Genomic DNA, 24,024 nt, shown 5'->3' with positions numbered 1-24,024 from the left:
CTCAGCGCGCCCTGTCGTCAAACAGCACGCCCTGCTCACGTGCCAGGCTGGCCAGCCGCTTGTCCAGCGTCCACAGCCGGGCGCCATCGGTCAGCAGGGTTGAGGCCAGCAGCAGCACATCCACCAGGCCGCAGCCCTTGCCATACAGCCCATGGCGTTCCACGAAGGCCATGGCCTCCTCGATGCTGGCTTGCTGCGTCTGGCGCAAGCTGGCCAGATCCTGCAAGGTCTGGCGCCTGCGTGGCGGGGTGCCGCAGGCCAGCTCCCCGATCACCAATGGATGGCTCAGTGCCAGATCCATGGCGAGCAGTTGCCCCAGCACCGGCTGGCTTGTCCGGAAATGCGTCACCCAGACCGAGGTATCGACCAGTACGCCACTCATTGGGGCGGTTCGCCAGGTGCCTGGCGGCGCGGGATGTCGGCCATGTCCACCGCGCTGCCGCCCAGCGCCGCCAGACGCTTGGCCGCCTGCACGCGCACGAACATCTGGATGGCCTCACGGAACAAATCGGCCTTGTCCATGGCCGGGTCGGCCACTTCCAGTGCGCGCTGGTACAGCGCGTCATCAATGGTCACAGTGGTTCGCATGGCTTTTCCTCATCAATATTGATGCGAATATTCATCATATTTGAAGATCACAGGGGGTGAAAAGTGCATCCCCGCTGGCGCGGGGAACATCATCAACGTGTCAGGCTAAAAGACCCTGGAACACGGTTCATCCCCGCTTATGCAGGGCAGGTTGAATTATATAAAGTGTTCTAGGGTTATAGGGAAATGCTACATTTGCGCCACGCATTCTGGAGACATGTATGCACCTGTTGAACGACCCATGGTTGACATGCCGTAGCCATACGGGCGGTGTGCAGCGGATATCGCCTTTGGAGGTGGGCGATGTGGAGCTGCTGGACATCGTAGCGCTGCGCCCGGATTTCCGGGGGGCGAGCTACCAGTTGCTGATTGGTTTGTTGCAACTGGCCTATGCCCCGCGTGATGTCGCGCAATGGCGCGAGCGCTATGCCAGCCCGCCCAGCCGCGAGGCGCTGGCCGAGGCTTTCGCGCCTTATACCCATGCCTTCGCGCTGCATCGCGATGGCTCGGCCTTCATGCAGGATTTCGCCTTGGTGGAAGAGGCAAACACGCTTTCGGTAGCCGAACTGCTGATCGATGCCGGCTCGGACAGCAATCTGTACTTCAACAAGCCGGTGGATGCACCCGGCTTTTGCCAAAGTTGCTTTGCGCAGGCCTTGTTCGCGCTGCAAATCAATGCGCCGTCGGGCGGGCGCGGTATCCGCACTTCACTGCGCGGCGGCGGGCCGCTGACCACGTTGCTGTTGCCGGCCGACAAGTCAACCACGCTGTGGCAAAAGCTCTGGCTGAATGTGCTGCCGCAGGATGCGCTGGGCTATCCCGCCGTCACCGATCTGGGCGATGTGCTGCCCTGGATGAAGGCCACGCGCATCAGTGAAGGCGCAGCGGCATGCGACACAACCCCGGAAACCGTACACCCGCTGCAAGCCTGGTGGAGCATGCCGCGCCGCATCCGCATCGACCCCGGCACGGCGCAGGCGCATGGCGTTTGTTCGCTGTGCGGCGCGCAGGATGTGCCCTTGATCCGGCACTACCGCCATCGCCACGGCGGCACCAATTACACCGGCACATGGCAGCACCCGCTCACCCCTTATTACCTGGATAAGAAGGGCGAAAAGCCGCCGATTTCCAGCAAGGGCCACCAAGCCGGTCGTGGCTATCGCGATTGGTTGGGGCTGGTGCTGGGCACGGAAGACCAGCAGCCCGCCGCAGCACGCGTGGTCAGCCACTTCAACACCGAAGTGCGCCAGCCCGGCGTGCTGCTGTGGTGCTTTGGCTATGCCACTTCCAACATGAAGGCGCTGTGCTGGTACGACAGCACCCTGCCGGTGCATGCGTCGGCGCCGGAGCTGCTCCAGTCCTTTACCCGCAGCGTCAAACAGTTGCTGGATGCCGCTGATGAGATGGCCAAGACTTTGCACAAACAGATCAAGGCCGCCTGGTTCAAGCGGCCGGGCGATGCCGGCGCCGAGCCTGCGGTTTTGCAGAGCTTCTGGCAGGCCAGCGAGCCGCTGTTCTACCGCAGCCTGGCGCGGCTGGCGCAGCATGACTTCGAAAGCCGCGCCGCCCTGGCCGGGATTTACCGGCAATGGTTGCAACAGGCGTATGCGCAGGTGCTGGAGCTGTTCGACCAATGGGCATTGGCTGCACCACCGGAAGACCTGGACATGCGCCGCGTGGTGGAAGCGCGCGCCCAGTTGACAAAAAGTCTGAACAACAGCCGGGCGCTCAAGCCGCTTTGGGCGCTCGTCAACCATCAACAGAAAAAGGCTCAAGCCAAGAGCCGCCGCAAGGAGATTGCCGCATGAAGCCTCCCAAACCCCGATTGAATGAATCTCAGCGCGCCTGGGTGCGCGATTGGTGGCGCGCCTTGCAGCCATTGGCAGAAGGCGAAGCCCCGCCGCAGGGTGAATTGGCGCGGCTGGGGCGCGGGGCGCGGGCGCAGTTGCGGCGTTGCCGGCAGGCCGGTGCGCTATTGGTGCAGCCCGCCGTGTTCGCGCTGGCGCATGGCCTGATCGAGAGAAGCCACGAGCGCCTGGCCGATGCACCGCTGACGTACGAGCGCCTGGCCTGGGTGGCCGCCGTGCTGGTCTGTATCAAGAACGATACGCAAGATGGCCGCAGTCTGGCCTGGCATCTGGGCAAGGCTGCCGGAGGCGAGCGCGAAGCCATGTCCGAGCGGCGCTTCAAGGCCATGCTGCGTTGTACGGCCTTGCCCGATCTGTGCACGCATTGGCGGCGTGCCGTGAAGCTGGCCGATGGCACCGCCGACGTGGCGCGTTTGGCCGATGACCTCTTGGCCTGGCAGTTCGATCTTGAACATGGCAGGCCGCGCGCCAGCGACGGCATTCGCTTTCACTGGGCCTTTGACTATTACTTGAACGCCAAGGAGCAAGGCGAAGCCGCTCCGGCACTGCCCGCAGACACCGCATCCACCGAGGAGAACCATCCATGACCCGTTTCATTCAACTGCACACGCTGATTTCCTATCCGCCGGCCAACCTCAACCGCGACGACCTCGGCAACCCCAAGACTGCCAAGCTCGGCGGGGTGGATCGGCTGCGCATTTCCTCGCAAAGCCTCAAGCGTGCCTGGCGCACGTCAGAGCTGTTCCAGCAGGCGCTGGCGGGCAGCATTGGCACCCGTACCAAGCGCTTGGGTGTTGAAGTGTTTGATGCTTTGATCAAGGCAGGTATTGCAGAGAAGCAGGCACGCGCCTGGGCTGAGCAAATTGCCAAGGTCTATGGCGCCGCCAAGAAGGACAAGCCGCTGGAAATTGAACAACTGGTGCACATCGCGCCCGAAGAACGCGGCAGTCTGGATGCCTTGGTCGCCACACTGGCGCAGGAAAAACGCGCGCCTACCGACGATGAACTGGACGGGCTGTTGCACGCCCATACGGCAGTGGACGTGGCCATGTTTGGCCGCATGCTGGCCGCCAAGCCAGAAATGAATGGCGAGGCGGCGGTGCAAGTGGCCCACGCCATCGGTGTGCATGCTTCGCCGATCGAGGACGATTACTTCACCGCCGTGGACGATCTCAATCAAAGCGACCCCGGCGCTGCGCATATTGGTGAAAGCGGCTTTGCCGCCGCCGTGTTCTACCAGTATGTCTGCATCGACCGCGGCCTGCTGAAAAGCAACCTGGGCGGTGACGAGGCGCTGACGCAAAAAGCCTTGCGCGCACTGGCGCAGGCGGTGCTGACCGTTGGCCCTACCGGCAAGCAAAACAGCTATGCCAGCCGTGCCTACGCCCATTACGCATTGGCAGAAAAAGGGGCGCAGCAGCCGCGCTCGCTGTCGCTGGCCTTCGTCAAACCCGTGACGGACGATGACTACCCCAGTGCAGCGACTGCCGCCCTGCAGCGCGTGCGCGACAACATGGATGCGGTGTATGGCGCCTGTGCCGATGCCCGCTGCGAGTTCGACGTGCTTGCTGGTACAGGCTCAATGCAGGACTTGCTGGACTTCATCGCAACAGATGACGGCGACGAGGCAAAACCATGACCGACTATTTGCTGATACGCCTATATGGCGCTCTGGCCAGTTGGGGTGAGATCGCGGTTGGCGAGCTGCGGCACTCGGCGGTGCAGCCCTCGCGCTCGGCGCTGCTGGGGCTGCTAGGCGCTGCGCTGGGCATCGAGCGCCGTGACGATGCGGCACAGACGGCACTGGCGCAGGGCTATCGTTTCGGCATCCAGCTGCTCGCCAGTGGCTCGCCATTGCGCGACTACCACACCATCCAGATGGGCGAGCCGCGGCGCAAGGAGCGTTTCCGTTCGCGCCGGCAATCGCTGGCGGCGGACAAGGTCGGCACCCTCTTGTCGCAGCGCGAATACCGCTGCGATAGCATCGCCACCATCGCCATCGAAGCCCTGCCGCAAGCGCCGCACAGCCTGGCCGAGCTGGCACAAGCGCTGCGCCAGCCGCGTTTTGTCCTGTATCTGGGGCGCAAATCCTGCCCCTTGGCCTTGCCAGTGCTGCCGCAATTGGTGCAAGCCGAGCATTTGCACGCGGCATTTGCCGCAGCGCAGTTCCCTTCACCGATGGCGCTGCTGGACTACAAAACGCCCCGGCAAGACTGGCCCACGGCGCGGGATCGTCATGCCTTTGGGCTGGGACAGCTGCGCTATTACTGGGAAGAAGGCATGTCGCCAGGCATGCCCGCAGACTTTGACCACCTGCGGCAGGATCAGCCCCTTTCCCGCAGCCGCTGGCAATTCGCTCCGCGCCGGGAATGGGTGGCACTGGCAGAAGGAGGCGCCGCCGCATGAGCCATTACTTTTCCCGGGTGCGCCTGCTCCCCGGCCTGCATCAAAGCCCGTGGCTGCGCAAGCTGGCTCGCCAGGGCGAAGCCTATCGCGACCATGCCTTGATCTGGCGGCTGTTCCCCGGCGACGGCTTGCCCAGAGACTTTCTCTTCCGCCGCTTGGACGATGCGCGCAGCTATTACATCGTCTCCGCCCGTCCGCCGCTGGATACCGATGGCCTGTTCCAGATTCAGACCAAACCCTACGCCCCAGCCCTGCAAACTGGCGAGGCGCTGCACTTTGACCTGCGCGCCAACCCGGTCGTCAGCCGCCGTCGCCCCGATGGCCGCGTCCAGCGCCACGACGTGCTGATGGATGCCAAACGCAGCGCCACGCTCGAACAGCAGGCCGCCCTGACGCAGCATCTGTACCAAGCCGGTCTGGACTGGCTGCTCAAACGCGCCCCGCAATGGGGCCTGCGCATCGACCCGGCCAGCGTGCTGCAAAAAGCCTATGCCCAGCACCGGCTGCGACGCAAAGGCCAGGCGATCGAGTTCTCCAGCCTCGACTACCAGGGCGTGGCCGAAGTCAGTGATGCCGATCAACTGAAAACCGCCTTGCTCAGCGGCGTGGGTCACGGCAAAGGATTTGGCTGCGGCCTGTTGCTGCTCAAGCGGGTCTAGACACGTTCCAAATCCCTGACGCACCATGCCCAGCCCGCTGTTGCCGCCCCTCAAGCCCCTGCCGATGAAAGACCGTATCTCGATGATCTTCATCCAGTACGGCCAGATCGACGTGCTGGATGGCGCCTTCGTCGTCATCGACAAGAACGGCGTGCGCACCCACATCCCGGTTGGCTCGGTGGCCTGCATCATGCTGGAGCCGGGTACGCGGGTGTCGCACGCCGCCGCGCATCTGGCCGCCGTCGTTGGCACGCTGCTGGTCTGGGTAGGCGAATCCGGTGTACGCCTGTACGCCAGCGGCCAGCCCGGCGGCGCCCGCGCCGACCGGCTGCTGTACCAGGCCAAGCTGGCATTGGATGATGAGCTGCGCCTGAAAGTGGTGCGCAAAATGTACGAGCTGCGCTTTGGCGAGCCCGCACCGCAACGTCGCAGTGTGGAGCAATTGCGCGGCATCGAAGGCGCTCGTGTGCGCGAAACCTACAAACTGCTGGCTCGGCAATACGGCGTCAACTGGCGTGCACGCAACTACGACCAGAAGGACTGGGACGCCGCCGACATCCCCAATCGCTGCTTGTCTGCGGCTACGGCCTGCCTCTACGGCATCACCGAAGCCGCCGTACTGGCAGCCGGCTACGCCCCGGCCGTGGGCTTTATCCACACCGGCAAGCCGCTGTCTTTCGTGTACGACATTGCCGACCTGTTCAAATTTGAAGCTGTCGTGCCACTGGCCTTTCGCATCGCCGCCAAGTCCCCCGCTCAGCCCGAGCGCGAAGTACGGCTGGCCTGCCGCGACCTGTTTCGCAGCAGCAAGCTGCTGGGGCGCATCATCCCCACCATTGAGGAAGTGCTGGCTGCTGGCGAAATCAGCCCGCCACAAGCCCCACCCGAAGCCGTGCCGCCCGCCATCCCCAACCCCGAATCGCTGGGTGATGCCGGTCATCGCAGCCAGTAGCGATGGACAAGCGCCATGGCCTTTTTGACCGTCGTTACCGAAAACATCCCACCCCGCCTGCGCGGCCGCCTGGCCATCTGGCTGTTGGAAGTGCGTGCCGGGGTCTATATCGGTAACGTCTCACGCCGCACTCGGGAAATGATCTGGCAACAACTCGAAGCCGGCCACGAAGATGGCAATGTTGTCATGGCTTGGGCCAGCCCGAACGAGTCCGGTTACGAATTCCAAACCCTCGGTTCCAATCGTCGCTTGCCAGTGGAATTTGACGGCCTGCGGCTGGTCGCCTTCCACCCCGAATCCCCTGTTCTTTGACAAGCTGAAAATCGGTAGAATTTTTCGGGTTGATTTTCATTTGTAAGATCAACCAGTTACGCCAAGAGCGTTCCCCGCGCCAGCGGGGATGAACCTCGTAGCCGGGTACGCCGGCCTCGGCAATGGTGGCGTTCCCCGCGCCAGCGGGGATGAACCGAGAGCAACGACCAGAGCACAGGACGATCAATCGCGTTCCCCGCGCCAGCGGGGATGAACCGTGCGCTCATGCGCTGTGGCGGCCCCCATGCCCGCGTTCCCCGCGCCAGCGGGGATGAACCGCGTGGGTAGCGCGCAATGCTGTAGCGTCGATTGCGTTCCCCGCGCCAGCGGGGATGAACCGCCATTCACGTTACCAATAAGCTGATTTTTTACGCGTTCCCCGCGCCAGCGGGGATGAACCGTGCCGGCGCGGCCCCGCTTTGAGCGACTGCACGCGTTCCCCGCGCCAGCGGGGATGAACCGTACTGGTGAGGCGTGGCCATGGGGCGCAAGAGGCGTTCCCCGCGCCAGCGGGGATGAACCGTGGGCAGGAGATGAAAATGAATCAGCAAACCAGCGTTCCCCGCACACGCGGGGATGAACCGGATGCGCAGGACGGCAAGCTGCGGCTGCCGCTTTATTCTCTGCATCTGCTCTGGTCAGATTGTGTGCCTATCGGGCCATGCATTGCCACGTGCAACCCACCGCAGCAGCCCTTTGGCACAATGCCGCGCTGTTGTTTTTGCTGTGGTGTGTCGATGCAATCCCAGATCAAGTTTCGCCTGCGCATTTACCGTGATGAGGTGATTGCCGTGGGCCCGGGCAAGGTGCAGTTGTTGGAGGCCATCGGCGAGGCCGGTTCGATTTCTGCGGCGGCGCGGCGGCTGGGCATGTCGTATCGGCGCGCCTGGTTGTTGGTGGAGGAGCTCAATGGCGCGCTGCGAGAGCCGGCGGTGCGCACGTCCACTGGCGGTGCGCATGGCGGCGGTGCGACGCTGACGTCGCTGGGCCTGCAATTAGTGGCGCATTACCGCGCTGCCGAGGCCAAGGCGCGCCGGGCTGCAGATGCTGAGCTCAAGGGGCTGTTGGACATGCTGGCGCCCTGAGAGCCTGTTCAAAATCTCGGTGCGAGTGGGCAAGAAGCGGTTTGGGGTGGGCTGCAAGGCGCAAAACGCAGCCATAGCTGGGGCTATGGCGAGGCTTTGCGGGCGCGGCAGAGCGCCCAAATCCGCTCTCTTGACCGCCGTGCAAAGATTTTGAACAGGCTCTGAGGCCTGTACAAAACACCTGTACAAAATCCCGGCGCATGCTTGGCATGAGGGCGCGCCCGCCCGGGCGCTCTGCCTCGCAAGGCAAGCCATCCCAAGTCACGGGTTTTCAGCGCGCGCTGGTGCCGCAATCAGGAGCCGGCGCCGTGAACGGAGCGGATGCCGCGTGCGCAAAACCTGTCTGATGGGCAGGATGTGCAATCTGGCTTATAAAGCGCGCCATGCCAAATCAACGCTTTTTTTCAGGCTGCCCTCGGGCGGCCATTGCTGTTTTTCGGACCCGGCCAGCCCCAGATTTGCCGCGCGGCGCTGGGCCTTTTGGGGTGAGTGACTGGCGCCGCGTGCTGCGCCTTTGCCTGTGCCTGCTGATGCTGGCTGCGCTGTGGCTGCATGGCGTGGCGCGGGCCGACATCGATGTGCCGCCTGCGCAGCTCACAGCGATCGAGGCGAGCCTCAGCACGCTGGACAATGCCGAGCTGAACCAGACTCAGCGCGAGGCAGCCAAGGCCCAGCTGGAAGCGGCTGCAGCGCTGGAGAAGGAGGCCGAACCGCTGCTCGAACAACGGGCCCAACTGCAGGAACAAAGCCGTGAGACCGTGGCCCCTGCGGTGGCCCCGCTGACGGCGGCCGAGCGCGAGAGCCAATTCAAACAATGGGCGGCGCGTCTGCCTCGGGCCATGGATAACGACGCGCTGGAGCATTTGTTGCGCGAGGAGCGCAATGCCAGCAATACGCTCAAGGCGCGCATCGATGCCTTGGCCAGTGAGTTGACCAACTTGATTTCGCGCCCCGGGCAGCGCCTGAGCCAGATGGCTGCGCTGCGCCAGCGCGCCGATGCCAGTGCGGGCGAGCCTGCCAGCGACGCCAATGAGCCTGCGGCGCTGTTCGAGGCCAGGCGCCTGCGCCGCGCCGCAGAGCATCGCCGCGCGTTGGCCGAGCTGGCGCTGTACGAGGCAGAGCAGGCTACGGCTGAGCTGCGCCAGCGCCAGCTGGAAAACCAGTTGCAATCCCTGCGCCAGGAGCAGGCCCTGCGTGCGCCGCGCATCGACTGGCTAAGCCAGCGCATCAGCGCAAACAGCTTGCAGCGCCTGCAGAATCAGGCGCAGGAGTTGGCGGCTCTGGCCGAAAACAGCGCTGCGCAGCACGATGCCACGCTGCATGAGTTGGCCCAGCGCAATGCCGAGCTGGCCCAGCAGCTGCTGCAGGGCACGCAACAGCTCGGTGAGGAGCGCCGCACGCTGACTGACTACGAGCGCGAACGCGAGCAAATTGCCACTGCGCTGCGCGACACCCAGGCCCGGCTGCGCCTGGGCAGCAGCGATGCCGCAACAGGTTACTGGCTGTGGCAGCAGCGCTTGCGCATGCCGTCGCTGCTGGCGCTGACGGCGCAGCGCAAGCAAGTCCAGCAGCGCCTGGCGGAGTTGCGTCTGCAGCTCTACAACGCCACCGAGACGCGCTATGCCGCCATCGAATTGAGCCAGGCTCAGCCCGAAAAACTGCCCCAGGCAGGGCAGCCTAGCCAGCCCGCCAAAGCCGATGGCACCGATGAAGCCGGCGGGAAGGCGGCTGAGCCCTCTGCAACTGAGCAGGCGGCAACGGCAGGCAGCGCTGATCGCAATGCCTGGCAGGCCACGCAGGCCGAGCTGATTGACCAGCTCGAGCAACTGCTGCGCCGCCGCATCTCGGTGCTGGAACAGACCGACGGCACTTTGCAGACCCTGCTCACGCGCGGCGATGAGTTGCGCCAGCTGATGGACCGGCAATTGCTGTGGACGCCCAGCCACCCCAGGGTCGGCAAGCAATGGCTGGACGAGTGGGGCGAGCAAGGTGCTGAGGCCATCGCCCTGACGGCCATGCTGGGCAAGGCGCTGCGCTTTTTGCTGAGTGATTTGCTCAGTGACCCTTTGCCTTACCTGGCGCTGGCGCTGGTGCTGGGCGCATTGCTGGCGCTGCGCCTGCGCGCGCCACAGCGCCTGCGCGCCATCAGCGAGCAGATGCGCGACGTCAGTCAGGATCGGTTCTCCCTGACCTTGCAGGCCCTGCTTTGGACGCTGCTGATTGCCCTGCCCGCTGCCGTGGCGCTGTGGGGGGCGGGCACGGCATTGCAGCAGGTCGGCGCGCGGCATTTGAGCGATGTTGAAGCCATTGGCCGCACGATGGTGGATGTCTCGCGGCTGCTGCTGCTCACTGGCTTATGGGGCGCACTCGTGCAGCCCGGCGGCCTGGCCCAGGCGCACTTTGCCTGGCCCAAGGCGCAGATCACAGCCTTGCGGCGGGCGCAGCGCCTGGCCATGGTGCTGATCCTGCCGGCCTCGTTCGCGGCCATGCTGGCCTTGCACCGTGGCGCGGGCAGCATCATCAGCACTTGGGGCCGCCTGGCGCTGGTGGTGCTGGCGCTGGGGCTGATGGTGCTGTCCTGGCGTCTGATGCGCCGCCTGTGGCCTCGTTCGCAGCAAGCTGCGCCCTGGCTGCTGCGGCTGCTGGGCTGGGTGTTGCCTGCGGCCTTCGTTGCCATTGCGCTGCTGGCCTTGGGCGGCTACATCTACACCAGCACGGAGATGCTGGGCGCGTTGTTCACCAGCCTGACGGTGGTGCTGGCTGTGCTGGTGGTTGATGGGCTGCTGCGCCGCTGGCTGCTGCTGAGCGAGCGCCGACTGGAGCAAAAGCGCTTGCTGGAGCAGGCGCTGAATCAAGGCAGTGCCAGCGTGGTCAACACCGAGTCGGGCGATGCCCCGCCCGAGAGTGAGTCGGAGCTGACGCTGGTGAGCATCAGCGCGCAGACGCACCGCCTGCTGCGCCTGCTGCGCCTGACGCTGCTGGCCCTGGGCCTGTTGTGGGCCTGGTCCGAAGTGTTGCCTGCGCTGTTGCGCCTGGATGGCGTTCAGTTGTGGGGCAGCAGCGCCACAGGGCCTGACGGCAAGCCCATGCAGGTGCCGGTGACGCTGATGGACGTGCTGCTGGGCGCGCTGCTGCTGCTGCTGACCTTCAGCATGGCGCGCAACCTGCCCGGCCTGCTGGAGCTGGCGCTCAACTCCTCGCGTTTCATCAGCAGCGCCACGCGCTATACCTTGACCACGCTGCTGCGTTACGCCATCACCATTGCTGGTGTGCTGTTTGCCTTCAGTCTGTTTGGCCTGCGCTGGAGCCAGCTGCAGTGGATGGCTGCGGCCCTGACCGTGGGCCTGGGTTTTGGCCTGCAGGAGATTTTTGCCAATTTCGTCTCCGGCCTGATCTTGCTGGTGGAGCGGCCATTCCGCGTGGGCGATACCGTCACCATCGACAAGGACTTGACCGGCACCGTCACCCGCATTCGCACTCGCGCGACCACGGTGCTCGATTACGACAATCGGGAAATCATCATTCCCAACAAGACCTTCATCACCGGCCAGGTGACCAACTGGACGTTGAGCGACACCGTCACCCGCTTGGTGCTCAACGTCGGCGTGGCCTATGGCAGCGATGCCCGGCAGGTGCGCCAGCTGTTGCTGCGCGCTGCTGACGAGCACCCGAACGTGCTGGCAGAGCCCGCGCCCAACGCCTGGTTCATGGCCCTGGGCGGCAGCACGCTGGATTTCGAGCTGCGCGTGTACGTGGCCACGCTGGGTGAGCGCATGACGGTGCGCAACGACTTGAACCGCCGCATCACCGAGCTGCTGGGCGAGGCCAATATCGAAATTGCCTTCCCGCAGCTGGATGTGCACCTGTGCGACCTGCCGCAGGCGGCGCAGCAAGCCGTGCATGACGCCGTGCAGGAGGCGGCGCAGCAAGCGGCTCAGCAGCAGGCGCAGTCGCCTGCTGCAGGCAAAGGGCCTGCGTCCAAGCCAACGGCTTGATGCGTCTGGCAAGAGCTGCACAAATCGCAGCGTCGTGTGCCCAAGACAAAGCGCCCGGCTTGGCCGGGCGTTTTTTTGTGCTCAGGTTGGCCGGCTTGCCTGCTGGCCTTGCTGCGTGGGTTCATTTCTTGGGCCGGAAGGCCTGGCAGACGGCCGGATCGGTTTCGATGCGCGCCGCGCCGATCAAATCCAGGCAGTAGGGTACGGCGGCGAAGATGCCGTGGGCGATGGTCTGCCCGTCCTCGCCCTGCAGGCCGCCCAGGGTCTCGGCGATGGCGCGGGGGCGACCGGGCAGGTTCAGAATCAGCGCGCGGCCGCGCACCACGCCGACCTGGCGCGAGAGAATGGCCGTGGGCACGAAGTGCAGGCTGATCTGGCGCATCTGTTCGCCAAAGCCGGGCATGACGCGATCGGCCACGGCCAGCGTGGCCTCGGGCGTGACGTCGCGCGGCGCCGGGCCGGTGCCGCCGGTGGTCAGCACCAGATCGCAGCCGATCTCATCGACCAGCTCGATCAGGGTGCGCTCGATCAGCGGCTGCTCGTCCGGGATCAGACGCTCGGCGAACTCCATCGGGTTGCGCACGGCGCGGCCCAGCCATTGGCGCAGCGCTGGCAGGCCTTCATCGGCGTAGGCGCCACTGCTGGCGCGGTCGCTGGTGGCCACCAGGCCGATGCGCACGCAGGGCAGGGCGGCATCGGCAGTATCGGTCGCAGGGGAGGGGTGGGGAGCTGCGGTCATGGCCTGGCTCACAAGGTGTCGAACAGGGTGTCAAACAGGGGATAAACGGTCAGGGCGTCGCCGTGGGCAACCTGGGCGCCTGGCGCAGTCTCGGCCAGGGCGTTGGCAAAAGCCGCGCCCGAGAGCATGTTCGAGCCCTGCTGCGCCAGCGGCGTGGCCTGCCAGCCCTGCGGGCCTTGCTCCAGCCGCACGCGCACGAACTCGCGGCGGGGCTCGGGCTTGCTGCGGGTGAAATTGGCCCGCGCCTGCCATTGCAGCGGCCGGGCGCGCAGCTCGTCCAGACCGCTGAGGCGGCGCAGCGCCGGCAGCGCCAGCTGCTGAAAGGTCACCAGGCTGGAGACTGGGTTGCCCGGCAGCATGAACACGCGGCAGGGCGGCTCGCCCTCGCCCGTGCCAGCGCCTTCGCCCGAGCCTTCACCCGCGCCGCCCTGGGCGCTGCGGGCAATGTGGCCCCAGGTGAAGGGCTTGCCCGGCTTGATGAACAGCCGCCATTGCACCAGCGTGCCCACTTGCTCCAGCGCGCGCTTGAGGTGGTCTTCCTCACCGACGGAGACGCCGCCCGAGCACAGGATGGCGTCGCTGTGCTGCGCTGCGCGCTGCAGAGCCTCGCGCGTGGCGGCCAGCGCATCGGGCAGGGCGCCGCCGTCGATGGCGGCAAAGCCCAGCGCCTGCAGCCAGCTCAGCAACATGACGCGGTTGCTGTCGTAGATCTGCCCCGGCTGCAGTGGCTGGCCCGGCTGCACCAGCTCGTTGCCGCTGGAGAACACCGTCACGCGCAGCGGCGCCAGCACCGGCGCTTGCGCATAGCCCTGGATGGCCAGCAGGCCGATGGTGGCAGGGTTCAGGCGCGCGCCGCGCGAGAGCAGCGTGGCGCCGGCTTGCAGCTCTTCGGCGCGGCGGCGGATGTGCTGGCCGGGGCGGATCGCCTGGCCGGGCGCCAACGCGATCTCGCCCTGGCTGGCATCGTGCGTGACGTGCTCTTGCATCAGCACTGCCTTGGCGCCAGCGGGGATGGGCGCGCCGGTGAAGATGCGCGCGGCCTGGCCGGGTTGCAGCGCCGGGCCCTGGGCCGCGTCGCCGGCGGCGATGCGCTGCACGACCTGCCAGCTGCTGCGGTCTGTGCCGCAGATGGCGTAGCCGTCCATGGCGCTGTTGTCGAAGTTGGGCACGTCCAGCCGCACGGGCAAATCCTCGGCCAGGATGCGACCGTGCAGCTGCGCCAGCGGCAGGGTTTGGCTGCGCACCATGGGCTGGTGGGTTTGCAGCAGAGTGTTCAGGGCGTCGTGGTAGTCGAGCAGGTCTTTGGACATGGCGGTGCTTCGGTGCTTTTGGGCTGCTGCCGGGCGGCTTGGGTGCTATTGAAGTTCAGTATTGCGGCGGTGTTTCCGGCCGGGCCTGCGCAGCAGCTGGGTTGAAAACGCTGGCAAGCTCTTGAGCGTTGCGCGCATTCTCGCTTTGCAGCGGGGCAGCGCTTGCCCCGAACAAGCGCTTCGCAAACCGTATCTCAACATCCCCTAGCGCGATTGCAGTTGTTGTTGCAGGCTTTGCAGGGCCTGTTGGTCGTTGAGGTTGGCGAAGGCCTGGGCGTCGTCAAAGAACACCGTCTGCCAGCCGCGCGGCTCCAGCCAGTGGCGCAGGCTCAAGTCGCCTTGGCCTTGCTGTTGGGCCTGCAGGTACTGCGGCAGGCCCAGCAAAAGGGCAGGGCGCAGCAGGCTGATGCTGGGGTGGCGGCCCGAAGCGGTGGCGGCCGAGACGGCGGCCAAGCCAGGGCGTGCAAACAGCGCCTGCGCTAGGCGCGCGGCCAGCAGTGGCGGCAGCAGCGGCGTGTCACAGGGCACAACCAGCAGCGCGTCCAGATCCGGGGGCAGTTGCGGCGCGGCGCTGGCAATGCCAGCCAGCGGCCCCAGACCCTGCCACTGCGGCGCATCGGGCCAGACGGGCAGGCCCAGGGCTTGGTAGGCGGGCAAGTCCGCGTTGGCGCTGATGGCGATGCTGTGCACTTGCGGGCGCAGCGCCTGCACCACGTGCTGCGCCAGCGGCTGGCCCAACAGCGGCTGCAGGCCCTTGTTGCAGCCGCCCATGCGCCGGCCCTGGCCGCCGGCCAATATCAGCGCGCCGATGCGCGCTGCGGTGGTTGCGGTGGTTGCGGGGCGTACGCGTTCGCTGGCGTCGTTGCCCGTGCCCACCGTTGCGCTGGGCGTTGCAGCGGCTTGCCAGCGCCGCTGCGCGGCCTGGTCGCTGGCCTTGGCCTGCACCCAGTGCGCGCTGGCGTCGGCAAAGCATTCCTGTTTCCAGAACGGCGCCTCGGTCTTGAGGTAATCCATGATGAAGGCGTTGGCCTCGTAAGCATCGCGGCGGTGGGCGCTGGCGGTTTCGACCAGCACGATGGCTTGCCCCGCAGCGATGCGCCCCACGCGGTGCAGCACGGTGGCGGCCTGCAAATCCCAGCGCTGGCGCGCCTGGGCGACGATGCGCTCAATCTCGGCCTCAGTCACGCCGGGGAAGTGCTCCAGCTGCAAATGGCTCAGCGGCGCCTGGCGCGCGTCGTTGCGCACATGGCCGACAAAGCGCACTGTGGCGCCGCACTGCCCCTGGGGCATGGCGGCGGGGGCTTGCAGGTCCAGCGGCTCGGTCTGGATGCGCACGCGAAACAGGGACATGGCGCGCGCCCCATCAACCGCCAGTCACCGGCGGCAGGATGGCCACCTCGTCGCCATCGGCGATCTCGGCCGGCCCGTGCAGCAGCCGCTGGTTGAGGGCCAGCTTGAAGATGCGCTCAGGCGCCAGGGCCTCGGCCCAGTCCGGGCCACGCTGGCGCAGCAATTGCAGCAGCGCCTCGGTGGTGCCGCCCGCCCAGGGCAGGACCTCACGGCCTGCGGGTTGCAGCAGCTTGAGGGGGCCGAAATAGACGATGGTGATCATGGCAGGCAGGGCGTTGGGGCTCAGCAAGGGCGGCGCAGGATGCGTCGCGGCGGCGCCGAGTGTAGCAAGCGCAGGGCGGCCGCAACGGGTGTGGCGGGTGCCTTCAGGTGTGCGGCGGGCGGGAAAAAGTGACTAGTCACTTTGGGTGTGTGCGGCTGTGCGGACGGCGGATTGGCAGGTCGTGGGCCAGCCCCTACGCTGCAAGCCTTGTCTATGCCATTGGGCAAGCAGCGCGTGAATCGGCTTGCCGCCTTGCCCCTTCGTTGTGTCGAAAGAAGAAGAGTCCCGACCATGAACTCTGCCCCACAGTCCCGAACTGCCATGAGTGTGCTGCTGTCCAGCACTTTTGCCTTCACGATCTGCTTTGCGGTGTGGATGGTGTTTGCCGTGCTGGGCATTCCGATCAAGGAGCAGCTGAACCTGACGGAGACGCAGTTTGGCCTGCTGGCGGCCACGCCGGTGCTGACCGGCTCGCTGGTGCGGGTGCCGCTGGGCATCTGGACGGACCGCTATGGCGGGCGCATCGTGTTCTTCGCGCTGATGATGGTGGCGGTGGTGCCAGTGTGGCTGCTGGCCTATGCGACCGAGTTTTGGCAGTTCCTGGTGCTGGGCCTGTTCGTGGGCCTGACCGGCGGCTCGTTCTCGGTGGGTACGCCGTATGTGGCGCGCTGGTTTCCCAAGCACCGCCAGGGCTTGGCGATGGGGGTGTTCGGCGCGGGTAATTCTGGCTCGGCGCTGACCAAGCTGCTGGCGCCTTCGCTGATTGCCGCCGCGGGCGGGGCCTGGGTGATCGTGCCCAAGGTGTATGCCGTGGCGCTGTTGGTGACGGCCATCGTGTTCTGGCTGTTCTCGGCCAGCAACCCGCAGCATGTGGTGCAGAGCAATGTCAGCCTGCGCGAGCAGCTGGCGCTGCTCAAGGATCCGCGCGTGCTGCGCTATTGCCAGTACTACTCGGTGGTGTTCGGCGGCTATGTGGCGCTGGCGCTGTGGATGACCAAGTACTACATCGGCGAGTACGGCTTCAGCATCGAGCTGGCCGGGGTTCTGGCGGCTTGCTTCTCACTGCCTGGAGGCGTGCTGCGCGCGCTGGGCGGCTGGATCTCCGACCGCTATGGCGCCTACCAGACCACCTGGTGGGTGATGTGGGTGTGCTGGGTGTGCTTCTTCATCCTGAGCTACCCGCAGACGGACTTCACGATGCAGGGCGTCAATGGCCCGGTGAGCTTTCACATCGGCCTGAATGTGTGGGTGTTCACGGCGCTGCTGTTCATCGTGGGCATTGCCATGGCCATCGGCAAGGCCTCGGTGTTCAAGTTCATCTCCGACGAGTTCACGGACAACATCGGCGCAGTCTCGGGCATCGTCGGCCTGGCCGGTGGCCTGGGCGGCTTCATCCTGCCCATCATGTTCGGCGCGCTGCTGGACTTCACCGGCATCCGCTCCAGCGCCTTCATGTTGCTGTACGGCACGGTGTGCGTGTCGCTGATCTGCATGCACTACAGCTTTCGCCGCCAGTGAGCAGTAAGCCGCCTGTTCAAACCCTTGCCACTGGCAGCAAGTTTTGGAGCAGGCCCTGATCCCTGATGCCTGATGGCCGAAACCGTCTTTCTTCATTTCTGGAAACAAGCCCCATGTCCTCTTCGTCCGTATTGACCCGCTGGGAGCCGGAAGACCCGGCCTTCTGGCAAAGCACCGGCCAGCGCATTGCCTACTGCAACCTGATCATCTCCATCCCGGCGCTGATGCTGGCCTTCAGCATCTGGATGCTGTGGAGCGTGGTGGTGGTGAATCTGGACAAGGCCGGCTTTAGCTTCACCAAGGACCAGATGTTCTGGCTCACGGCGCTGCCGGCGCTGTCGGGGGCGACGCTGCGCGTGTTCTATTCCTTTTTGGTGCCGATTTTTGGCGGGCGGCGCTGGACGGCCATTTCCACCGCCTCGCTGCTGATCCCGGCGCTGGGCATGGGTTTTGCGCTGCGCAACCCGGACACCAGCTACACCACGCTGCTGATTTTGGCGCTGCTGTGCGGCTTTGGCGGCGGCAACTTCAGCTCCAGCATGGCCAACATCAGCTTCTTCTTCCCCAAGGCCAAGAAGGGCCTGGCCACGGGCCTGAACGCGGGCATTGGCAACCTGGGCGTGTCGCTGGTGCAGTTCGTGGTGCCGATGATCATCGGCGTGGGCGTGTTCGGCGCGCTGGGCGGCCAGCCCTACGTGCCCCAGGGCAACCCGCAGGCCGCGCCCATCTGGCTGCAGAACGCCGGCTTCATCTGGGTTGTGCCCATCGCCGTGATGGCGGTGGCGGCCTGGTTCGGCATGAACGACATTGCCGATGCCAAGTCCTCTTTCGCCGACCAGGCGGTGATTTTCAAGCGCAAGCACAACTGGCTGATGTGCTGGCTCTACATCGGCACCTTCGGCTCCTTCATCGGCTTCTCGGCGGGCTTTGCCATGCTGACCAAGACGCTGTTTCCCGAGGTCAACCCCACCGCCTATGCCTTTTTGGGCCCGCTGGTGGGTTCGCTCACGCGGCCGCTGGGCGGCTGGGTGTCGGACAAGCTCGGTGGCGCGCGCGTGACGCTGTGGACTTTCATCGGCATGGTCGCTGCGGTGCTGGGCGTGCTGGCCTTTCTGCCCGGCCAGGGCGGCCAGGGCGGGCACTTTGGCGGCTTCCTGGCCATGTTCATCGTGCTGTTTGCCCTCACCGGCGTGGGCAATGGCTCGACCTTCCGCATGATCCCGGTGATCTTTTTGCACCAGCACACCGAGGCGGCCAAGAGCCGCGACGCGGCGGCGCAAAAGCAGGCCCTGACCGATGCGGCGCGCGAGTCGGCGGCGGTGCTGGGCTTTTCCGGCGCCATCGGCGCCTATGGCGGATTTTTCATCCCGCGCAGCTTTGGCTCCTCGCTGGCCATGACCGGCGGCGCGCAGGCGGCGCTGTACGGCTTCATCGCGTTCTATGTGTCCTGCGTGCTAGTGACCTGGTGGTTCTACGCGCGCCGCAACGCGCCCGTGCCGTGTTGAGCCAATGGCCTTGGCAGTGACTAGTCACTTTGACTGCGGGCTGTCGTGCCACTGGGCAATGGCGGCCGGCCGCGAAGACTTCTACAGTGGATGAACCCAACGATGAGACCTGCCAGGCCCACGATCTGGCAACCCATGGAGAGAAAACAATGAGCCACTTTCTGGACCGTCTGACATTTTTCAAGAAAAGGCGTGAGTCGTTCTCGGGCGGGCACGGCATGCTGGTGGAGGAAGACCGCGGCTGGGAGGATGCCTACCGCAGCCGCTGGGCGCACGACAAGGTGGTGCGCTCGACCCATGGGGTGAACTGCACCGGCTCGTGCAGTTGGAAGGTGTTCGTCAAGAACGGCGTGATCACCTGGGAGATGCAGCAGACCGACTACCCCCGCACACGCCCCGATCTGCCCAACCACGAGCCGCGCGGCTGCCCGCGCGGCGCCTCCTACAGCTGGTACGTGTATTCGGCCCAGCGCATCAAGTACCCGATGATGCGCGGCGCGCTGGCCGAGCTGTGGCGCCAGGCGCGCAAGAGCATGGATCCGATCGCCGCCTGGGCCTGGATCGTCGAAGACCCTGGGCGCGCCCAGTCCTACAAATCCCAGCGCGGCATGGGCGGCTTCGTGCGCACCACCTGGGACGAGGCCTATGAGCTGGTGGCCGCGGCCAATGCCTACACCATCAAGCGATACGGCCCCGATCGCGTCATTGGCTTCTCGCCCATTCCTGCCATGTCCATGGTCAGTTACGCCTCCGGGGCGCGCTACCTGGGGCTGATTGGCGGCGTGCCGCTGTCGTTCTACGACTGGTACTGCGATCTGCCGCCGGCCAGCCCTCAGACCTGGGGCGAGCAGACCGACGTGGCCGAGGCTGCGGACTGGTACAACGCCAATTACCTGCTGGTCTGGGGCTCGAACGTGCCCATGACGCGCACGCCCGATGCGCACTTCTACACCGAGGTGCGCTACAAGGGCACCAAGACGGTGGCCATTTCTTCGGACTTTGGCGAAATGGCCAAGTTCGGCGACATCTGGCTGGCCCCGCGCCAGGGCACGGATGCGGCGCTGGCCATGACCATGGGCCACGTCATCCTCAAGGAATTTCACATCGACAATCCTTCGGATTACTTCCAGGATTACTGCCGCCGCCTGACCGACATGCCCATGCTGGTGTGCCTCAAGGACGATGGCCGGGGCTACCGACCGGAGTACACGCTGCGCGCCTCGCAGCTCGATGGCAACCTGGGCGAAGACAAAAACCCGGAGTGGAAAACCCTGGTGTGGAACGAGCTGACCGACAGCCTGTGCGCGCCCAATGGCTCGATCGGCTTTCGCTGGGATGGCAGCGGCAAGTGGAATCTGGAGACGCGCGGGCAGCACAGCGGCCAGGGCCAGGATGTGCATGCGGCCATGAGCCTGAAGGCGCTCGCCGACGACATTGTGCAGGTCGGCTTTGCCTACTACGGCGGCGAGCACGATGATGTGATCTACCGCAAGGTGCCCGTCAAGCGCGTGACGCTGGCCGACGGCAGCACGCAACTGGTGGCCACCGTGTTTGATCTGCTGGTGGCGCAATACGGCGTGGACAACGGCCTGGGCGACGGCAACGCCGCCAAGGACTACTACGACGACAAACCCTACACCCCCAAATGGCAGGAGAAGCACACCGGCGTCAAGCCTGAGCTGGTGATCCAGGTCGCGCGCGAGTTTGCCCAGAACGCGCACGACACCAAAGGCCGCAGCATGGTGATCGTGGGCGCGGGCCTGAACCACTGGTACCACCTGGACATGAACTACCGCGGCCTGATCAACATGCTGATGATGTGCGGCACCATCGGCAAATCCGGCGGCGGCTGGTGCCACTACGTGGGCCAGGAGAAGCTGCGCCCGCAAAGCGGCTGGCTGCCCCTGGCCTTCGCCACCGACTGGCACCGGCCCGTGCGGCAGATGAACGGCACTTCGTTCTGGTATGCGCATTCGAGCCAGTGGCGGCATGAAAAGCTCTCTGCGGCAGAGCTGCTGGCCCCGGGCACCGATCCGGCATGGGCCAACATGGCCGCCATCGACTACAACGCCAAGGCCGAGCGCATGGGCTGGCTGCCCAGCGCGCCGCAGCTGGAGACCAACCCGCTGGATCTGGCCGACCAGGCCGAGGCCGCTGGCATGTCGGCGGCGGACTATGTCGTCAAAGGGTTGAAGGAAGGCACGCTGGACATGTCCTGCAACGACCCGGACAACCCGAAGAACTTCCCGCGCAACATGTTCATCTGGCGCTCCAACCTGCTGGGCTCGTCGGGCAAGGGCGTGGAGTACCTGCTCAAGTACCTGCTGGGCACGCAAAGCGGCCTGATGAGCGATGAGGCCGACTGCATCAAGCCCGAGCAAGTCAAGGTGCGCCCCGCCGCAGAAGGCAAGCTGGACTTGTTCACGCTGCTGGACTTCCGCATGAACACCACCTGCCTGTATGCGGACGTGATCTTCCCCACTGCCACCTGGTACGAGAAGGACGACCTCAACACCTCCGACATGCACCCCTTCATCCACCCGCTGACCGAGGCCGTGCAGCCGCTGTGGCAAAGCCGCTCGGATTGGGAGATCTACAAGGGCCTGGCCAAGAAATTCAGCGAGCTGGCTGGGGACTATCTGGGCGTGCGCAAGGACATCGTGCTGACCCCGCTGATGCACGACAGCCCGCAGGAGCTGGGCCAGCCCTTTGACCCCAAGGACTGGAAGCTCGGCGAGTGCGATCCCATCCCCGGCAAGACCATGCCGGCCATCACGGTGGTGGAGCGCGACTACGGCGCCATCTACGAAAAATACACCTCTGTCGGCCCGCTGCTGGAGAAGGTCAACAACAACGGCAAGGGCATGGCCTGGGACACCAAGCATGAGGTGGACTTCCTGCGCAAGCTCAATGGCGTGCAGCCCGATGGCGCAGGCAAGGGCCAGCCCAGGATCGATACGGCCATCGAGGCGGCTGAAATGATCCTGACGCTGGCGCCCGAGACCAATGGCCACGTGGCCAAAAAGGCCTGGCAGGCGCTGAGCAAGGCCACCGGGCGCGACCACACCCACCTGATCAACAGCAGCGAGCACACGGCCATCCGCTTTCGCGACATCGTGGCGCAGCCGCGCAAGATCGTCACCTCGCCCATTTGGTCGGGCGTGGAGAGCGAGGAGGTTTGCTACAACGCCGGCTACACCAACGTGCATGAGCTGATTCCGTGGCGCACCCTCACCGGCCGGCAGCAGTTCTATCAGGATCACCAGTGGATGCGCAATTTCGGCGCTGGCTTCTGCGTCTACCGCCCAGCGGTGGACACCAAGACCACCAAGAAACTGCTGGGCAAAAAGCCCAACGGCAACCCGGAGATCACGCTGAACTTCCTCACTCCGCACCAGAAGTGGGGCATCCACAGCACGTATTCGGAAAACATCCGCATGCTCACGCTCTCGCGCGGCGGCCCGCACGTGTGGGTGTCCGAGGCCGACGCCAAGCGCGCCGGCCTGGTGGACAACGACTGGGTGGAGGTGTTCAACCTCAACGGCGCCATTGCCTGCCGTGTCGTGGTCAGCCAGCGCATCCCAGAGACCATGATCCTGATGTACCACGCGCAGGAAAAGCTGGTGCACACCCCTGCGGCGGAAAGCACCGGCATCCGTGGCGGCATCCACAACTCCGTCACGAAGGCCGTGCTCAACCCCACGCACATGATCGGCGGCTATGCCCAGCTGGCTTACAGCTTCAACTACTACGGCACCGTGGGCAGCAACCGCGACGAGTGGGTCATCGTGCGCAAGATGAACAAGGTCGATTGGATGGACGAGCCGGCCTGATGGGCCAGTGCTTTTCTCACGCTATGGCACCGCCCCGCCCCGGTCTGCGGGCGGTGCGGCAAGAACGACACAAAGGAACCCCACCATGAAAATCAGAGCACAAGTCGGCATGGTCTTGAACCTGGACAAATGCATTGGCTGCCACACCTGCTCGGTGACCTGCAAGAACGTGTGGACCAGCCGCGATGGCGTGGAGTACGCCTGGTTCAACAACGTCGAGACCAAGCCGGGCATCGGCTACCCCAAGGAATGGGAGAACCAGCAGAAGTGGCAGGGCGGCTGGGAACGCCGGCCCAATGGCAAGCTCGTGCCCCGGCAAGGCGGCAAGCTCAAGATCCTGGCCAACATTTTTGCCAACCCCAATCTGCCGCAGATCGACGACTACTACGAGCCCTTCACCTACGACTACGAGCACCTGCAGAACGCGCCGCGCATGAAGACCGCGCCCACGGCGCGGCCCATCTCGGTGCTGACCGGCAAGAAGATGGACAAGGTCGAATGGGGCCCGAACTGGGAGGACGACCTGGGCGGCGAGTTCGAAAAGCGCGCCAAGGACGCGCTGTTCGAGGGCATCCAGAAGGACATGCTCTCGGCCTTCGAGCAGACCTTCATGATGTACCTGCCGCGCCTGTGCGAGCACTGCCTGAACCCGGCCTGCGTGGCCTCCTGCCCCTCGGGCAGCATCTACAAGCGCGAGGACGACGGCATCGTGCTGATCGACCAGGACAAGTGCCGCGGTTGGCGCATGTGCATCTCCGGCTGCCCCTACAAGAAGATCTACTACAACTGGACTTCGGGCAAGGCCGAGAAGTGCATCTTCTGCTATCCGCGCGTCGAGGTCGGCCAGCCCACCATCTGCTCGGAGACCTGCGTGGGCCGCATCCGCTATCTGGGCGTGCTGCTGTACGACGCCGACCGCATCGAGCAGGCCGCCAGCGTGGAGAACCCGCAGGATCTCTACCAGGCCCAGCTGGACATGTTCCTCGATCCGCACGACCCGCAGGTACAGCGCGAGGCGCTGCGCCAGGGCATCAGCCAGAGCTGGCTGGACGCGGCCAAGGCTTCGCCGGTCTACAAAATGGCCATGCAGTGGAAGGTGGCCTTTCCGCTGCACCCCGAATACCGCACCCTGCCCATGGTCTGGTACATCCCGCCACTCTCGCCGATCCAATCGGCCATGGAAAACGGCCTGGTGGGTGAGAGCGGCATCATCCCCAGCGTGGATGAAATGCGCATCCCGCTGCGCTATCTGGCCAACCTGCTGACGGCCGGCAAGATCGAGCCCATCAAGCTGGCGCTGGAGCGCATGATCGCCATGCGCCGCTTCAAGCGCGCCCAAGTCGTGCACGGCCAGCAGGCGCTGCAGGCGTTGGTCGGCACGGGCCTGACGCCCGAGATGGTCGAGGACATGTACCAGATCATGGCCATCGCCAACTATGAGGACCGCTTCGTCATCCCCAGCAGCCACCGCGAGCTGGTCGAGGACAGCTTCGACGAAAAAGGCGCCTGCGGCTTCAGCTTCGGCAACGGCTGCTCCGGCGGCGGCAGCGAGAACCTGTTTGGCAAGCGCAAGACCGCGCCCATCATCTTTGTCGATCGCCGCAAGGACATTGAAAAGAACCGGCAAGAGGGGGTGCACTGA

General features: G+C 65.3%; 19 protein-coding genes and 1 CRISPR repeat array. Of the genes, 13 read left to right on the top strand and 6 right to left on the bottom strand.

Translation table 11 applies throughout. The features are described from left to right. Position 1: 1 nt before the first annotated feature. Positions 2-382: a type II toxin-antitoxin system VapC family toxin gene (locus CLI93_RS02550; protein ID WP_095541227.1), complete on the bottom strand. Its 381-nt coding sequence runs from the start codon at positions 380-382 to the stop codon at positions 2-4. Further along, positions 379-588 carry a type II toxin-antitoxin system VapB family antitoxin gene (locus CLI93_RS02545; RefSeq protein WP_095541228.1) on the bottom strand — a complete coding sequence of 70 codons (210 nt, stop codon included), beginning with the start codon at positions 586-588 and terminating at the stop codon, positions 379-381. Before CLI93_RS02545 ends, CLI93_RS02550 begins: the two co-directional genes overlap by 4 nt. A gap of 221 nt (positions 589-809) precedes the next feature. Here CLI93_RS02545 and casA point away from each other — a divergent pair, with 221 nt between their 5' ends. From casA to CLI93_RS02500, 9 genes are all read left to right on the top strand, one after another. Further along, the gene (gene casA / locus CLI93_RS02540; protein ID WP_095541229.1) at positions 810-2,396 is read left to right on the top strand and encodes a type I-E CRISPR-associated protein Cse1/CasA; all 1,587 of its coding nucleotides are present in this window, start codon (positions 810-812) and stop codon (positions 2,394-2,396) included. Continuing rightward, complete coding sequence (gene casB / locus CLI93_RS02535; RefSeq protein ID WP_095541230.1) at positions 2,393-3,043, top strand: type I-E CRISPR-associated protein Cse2/CasB; 651 nt, start codon at positions 2,393-2,395, stop codon at positions 3,041-3,043. The genes casA and casB overlap by 4 nt, the downstream gene beginning before the upstream one ends. Next, positions 3,040-4,095, top strand: coding sequence for a type I-E CRISPR-associated protein Cas7/Cse4/CasC (gene cas7e, locus CLI93_RS02530; RefSeq protein ID WP_095541231.1), 1,056 nt, complete (start codon positions 3,040-3,042; stop codon positions 4,093-4,095). Before casB ends, cas7e begins: the two co-directional genes overlap by 4 nt. Next, a complete protein-coding gene (gene cas5e, locus CLI93_RS02525) occupies positions 4,092-4,862 on the top strand; it encodes a type I-E CRISPR-associated protein Cas5/CasD (RefSeq protein WP_095541232.1) in 771 nt (256 codons plus the stop codon). Before cas7e ends, cas5e begins: the two co-directional genes overlap by 4 nt. Next, the gene (gene cas6e, locus CLI93_RS02520; RefSeq protein WP_095541233.1) at positions 4,859-5,521 is read left to right on the top strand and encodes a type I-E CRISPR-associated protein Cas6/Cse3/CasE; all 663 of its coding nucleotides are present in this window, start codon (positions 4,859-4,861) and stop codon (positions 5,519-5,521) included. The genes cas5e and cas6e overlap by 4 nt, the downstream gene beginning before the upstream one ends. A 64-nt stretch (positions 5,522-5,585) precedes the next feature. Further along, positions 5,586-6,473 (top strand): type I-E CRISPR-associated endonuclease Cas1e, encoded by an 888-nt coding sequence (cas1e, locus tag CLI93_RS02515; protein WP_095541402.1) that lies wholly within the window; start codon positions 5,586-5,588, stop codon positions 6,471-6,473. A gap of 15 nt (positions 6,474-6,488) precedes the next feature. Then, positions 6,489-6,785: a type I-E CRISPR-associated endoribonuclease Cas2e gene (gene cas2e / locus CLI93_RS02510; protein ID WP_095541234.1), complete on the top strand. Its 297-nt coding sequence runs from the start codon at positions 6,489-6,491 to the stop codon at positions 6,783-6,785. A gap of 67 nt (positions 6,786-6,852) precedes the next feature. Further along, positions 6,853-7,369: a CRISPR direct-repeat array (repeat unit 29 nt; unit sequence GCGTTCCCCGCGCCAGCGGGGATGAACCG). Positions 7,370-7,522: 153 nt separating this feature from the next. Further along, positions 7,523-7,870, top strand: a complete 348-nt coding sequence (locus CLI93_RS02505) for a winged helix-turn-helix domain-containing protein (protein WP_095541235.1) — start codon at positions 7,523-7,525, stop codon at positions 7,868-7,870. Between the two features lie 503 nt (positions 7,871-8,373). Continuing rightward, positions 8,374-11,865, top strand: coding sequence for a mechanosensitive ion channel domain-containing protein (locus tag CLI93_RS02500; protein WP_144016314.1), 3,492 nt, complete (start codon positions 8,374-8,376; stop codon positions 11,863-11,865). Between the two features lie 121 nt (positions 11,866-11,986). Here CLI93_RS02500 and mog read toward each other — a convergent pair whose 3' ends face one another. From mog to CLI93_RS02475, 4 genes are all read right to left on the bottom strand, one after another. Next, positions 11,987-12,604: a molybdopterin adenylyltransferase gene (gene mog / locus CLI93_RS02495; protein WP_095995682.1), complete on the bottom strand. Its 618-nt coding sequence runs from the start codon at positions 12,602-12,604 to the stop codon at positions 11,987-11,989. 8 nt (positions 12,605-12,612) lie between these two features. Then, entirely contained in the window at positions 12,613-13,914 is a 1,302-nt protein-coding gene (locus CLI93_RS02490; RefSeq protein ID WP_095541237.1) for a molybdopterin molybdotransferase MoeA, read from the bottom strand. A 204-nt stretch (positions 13,915-14,118) separates the two neighbouring features. After that, positions 14,119-15,264 carry a molybdenum cofactor guanylyltransferase MobA gene (mobA, locus tag CLI93_RS02485; protein ID WP_238945689.1) on the bottom strand — a complete coding sequence of 382 codons (1,146 nt, stop codon included), beginning with the start codon at positions 15,262-15,264 and terminating at the stop codon, positions 14,119-14,121. 13 nt (positions 15,265-15,277) lie between these two features. Beyond that, entirely contained in the window at positions 15,278-15,553 is a 276-nt protein-coding gene (locus CLI93_RS02475; protein ID WP_238946657.1) for a MoaD/ThiS family protein, read from the bottom strand. Between the two features lie 264 nt (positions 15,554-15,817). On the opposite strand from CLI93_RS02475, the gene CLI93_RS02470 reads away from it, so the two are divergent. The 4 genes from CLI93_RS02470 to narH all read left to right on the top strand — a co-directional run bounded on the left by CLI93_RS02470 (position 15,818) and on the right by narH (position 24,024). Next, positions 15,818-17,044: an MFS transporter gene (locus tag CLI93_RS02470; protein ID WP_420823095.1), complete on the top strand. Its 1,227-nt coding sequence runs from the start codon at positions 15,818-15,820 to the stop codon at positions 17,042-17,044. A gap of 113 nt (positions 17,045-17,157) precedes the next feature. After that, complete coding sequence (locus tag CLI93_RS02465; protein WP_095541240.1) at positions 17,158-18,549, top strand: NarK family nitrate/nitrite MFS transporter; 1,392 nt, start codon at positions 17,158-17,160, stop codon at positions 18,547-18,549. 149 nt (positions 18,550-18,698) lie between these two features. Next, positions 18,699-22,382 carry a nitrate reductase subunit alpha gene (locus tag CLI93_RS02460; protein ID WP_095995644.1) on the top strand — a complete coding sequence of 1,228 codons (3,684 nt, stop codon included), beginning with the start codon at positions 18,699-18,701 and terminating at the stop codon, positions 22,380-22,382. 85 nt (positions 22,383-22,467) lie between these two features. Further along, positions 22,468-24,024, top strand: coding sequence for a nitrate reductase subunit beta (gene narH / locus CLI93_RS02455; protein WP_095541242.1), 1,557 nt, complete (start codon positions 22,468-22,470; stop codon positions 24,022-24,024).

Source organism: Vandammella animalimorsus, assembly GCF_002288875.1.
In the GTDB taxonomy this organism is placed as follows: Bacteria; Pseudomonadota; Gammaproteobacteria; order Burkholderiales; family Burkholderiaceae_C; genus Lampropedia; species Lampropedia animalimorsus.
The sequence above is the reverse complement of the archived record's forward strand: the minus strand, read 5'-3'. Positions and strand labels throughout refer to the sequence as shown.

Coding starts and splice junctions, on each gene's coding strand:
- cas5e (WP_095541232.1), top strand. CDS start 4,092: ATGACCGACTATTTGCTGATACGCCTATATGGCGCTCTGGCCAGTTGG.
- CLI93_RS02505 (WP_095541235.1), top strand. CDS start 7,523: ATGCAATCCCAGATCAAGTTTCGCCTGCGCATTTACCGTGATGAGGTG.
- cas6e (WP_095541233.1), top strand. CDS start 4,859: ATGAGCCATTACTTTTCCCGGGTGCGCCTGCTCCCCGGCCTGCATCAA.
- CLI93_RS02490 (WP_095541237.1), bottom strand. CDS start 13,914: ATGTCCAAAGACCTGCTCGACTACCACGACGCCCTGAACACTCTGCTG.
- casB (WP_095541230.1), top strand. CDS start 2,393: ATGAAGCCTCCCAAACCCCGATTGAATGAATCTCAGCGCGCCTGGGTG.
- CLI93_RS02460 (WP_095995644.1), top strand. CDS start 18,699: ATGAGCCACTTTCTGGACCGTCTGACATTTTTCAAGAAAAGGCGTGAG.
- cas1e (WP_095541402.1), top strand. CDS start 5,586: ATGAAAGACCGTATCTCGATGATCTTCATCCAGTACGGCCAGATCGAC.
- cas7e (WP_095541231.1), top strand. CDS start 3,040: ATGACCCGTTTCATTCAACTGCACACGCTGATTTCCTATCCGCCGGCC.
- mog (WP_095995682.1), bottom strand. CDS start 12,604: ATGACCGCAGCTCCCCACCCCTCCCCTGCGACCGATACTGCCGATGCC.
- CLI93_RS02465 (WP_095541240.1), top strand. CDS start 17,158: ATGTCCTCTTCGTCCGTATTGACCCGCTGGGAGCCGGAAGACCCGGCC.
- CLI93_RS02550 (WP_095541227.1), bottom strand. CDS start 382: ATGAGTGGCGTACTGGTCGATACCTCGGTCTGGGTGACGCATTTCCGG.
- cas2e (WP_095541234.1), top strand. CDS start 6,489: ATGGCCTTTTTGACCGTCGTTACCGAAAACATCCCACCCCGCCTGCGC.
- CLI93_RS02545 (WP_095541228.1), bottom strand. CDS start 588: ATGCGAACCACTGTGACCATTGATGACGCGCTGTACCAGCGCGCACTG.
- casA (WP_095541229.1), top strand. CDS start 810: ATGCACCTGTTGAACGACCCATGGTTGACATGCCGTAGCCATACGGGC.
- narH (WP_095541242.1), top strand. CDS start 22,468: ATGAAAATCAGAGCACAAGTCGGCATGGTCTTGAACCTGGACAAATGC.
- mobA (WP_238945689.1), bottom strand. CDS start 15,264: ATGTCCCTGTTTCGCGTGCGCATCCAGACCGAGCCGCTGGACCTGCAA.
- CLI93_RS02470 (WP_420823095.1), top strand. CDS start 15,818: ATGAACTCTGCCCCACAGTCCCGAACTGCCATGAGTGTGCTGCTGTCC.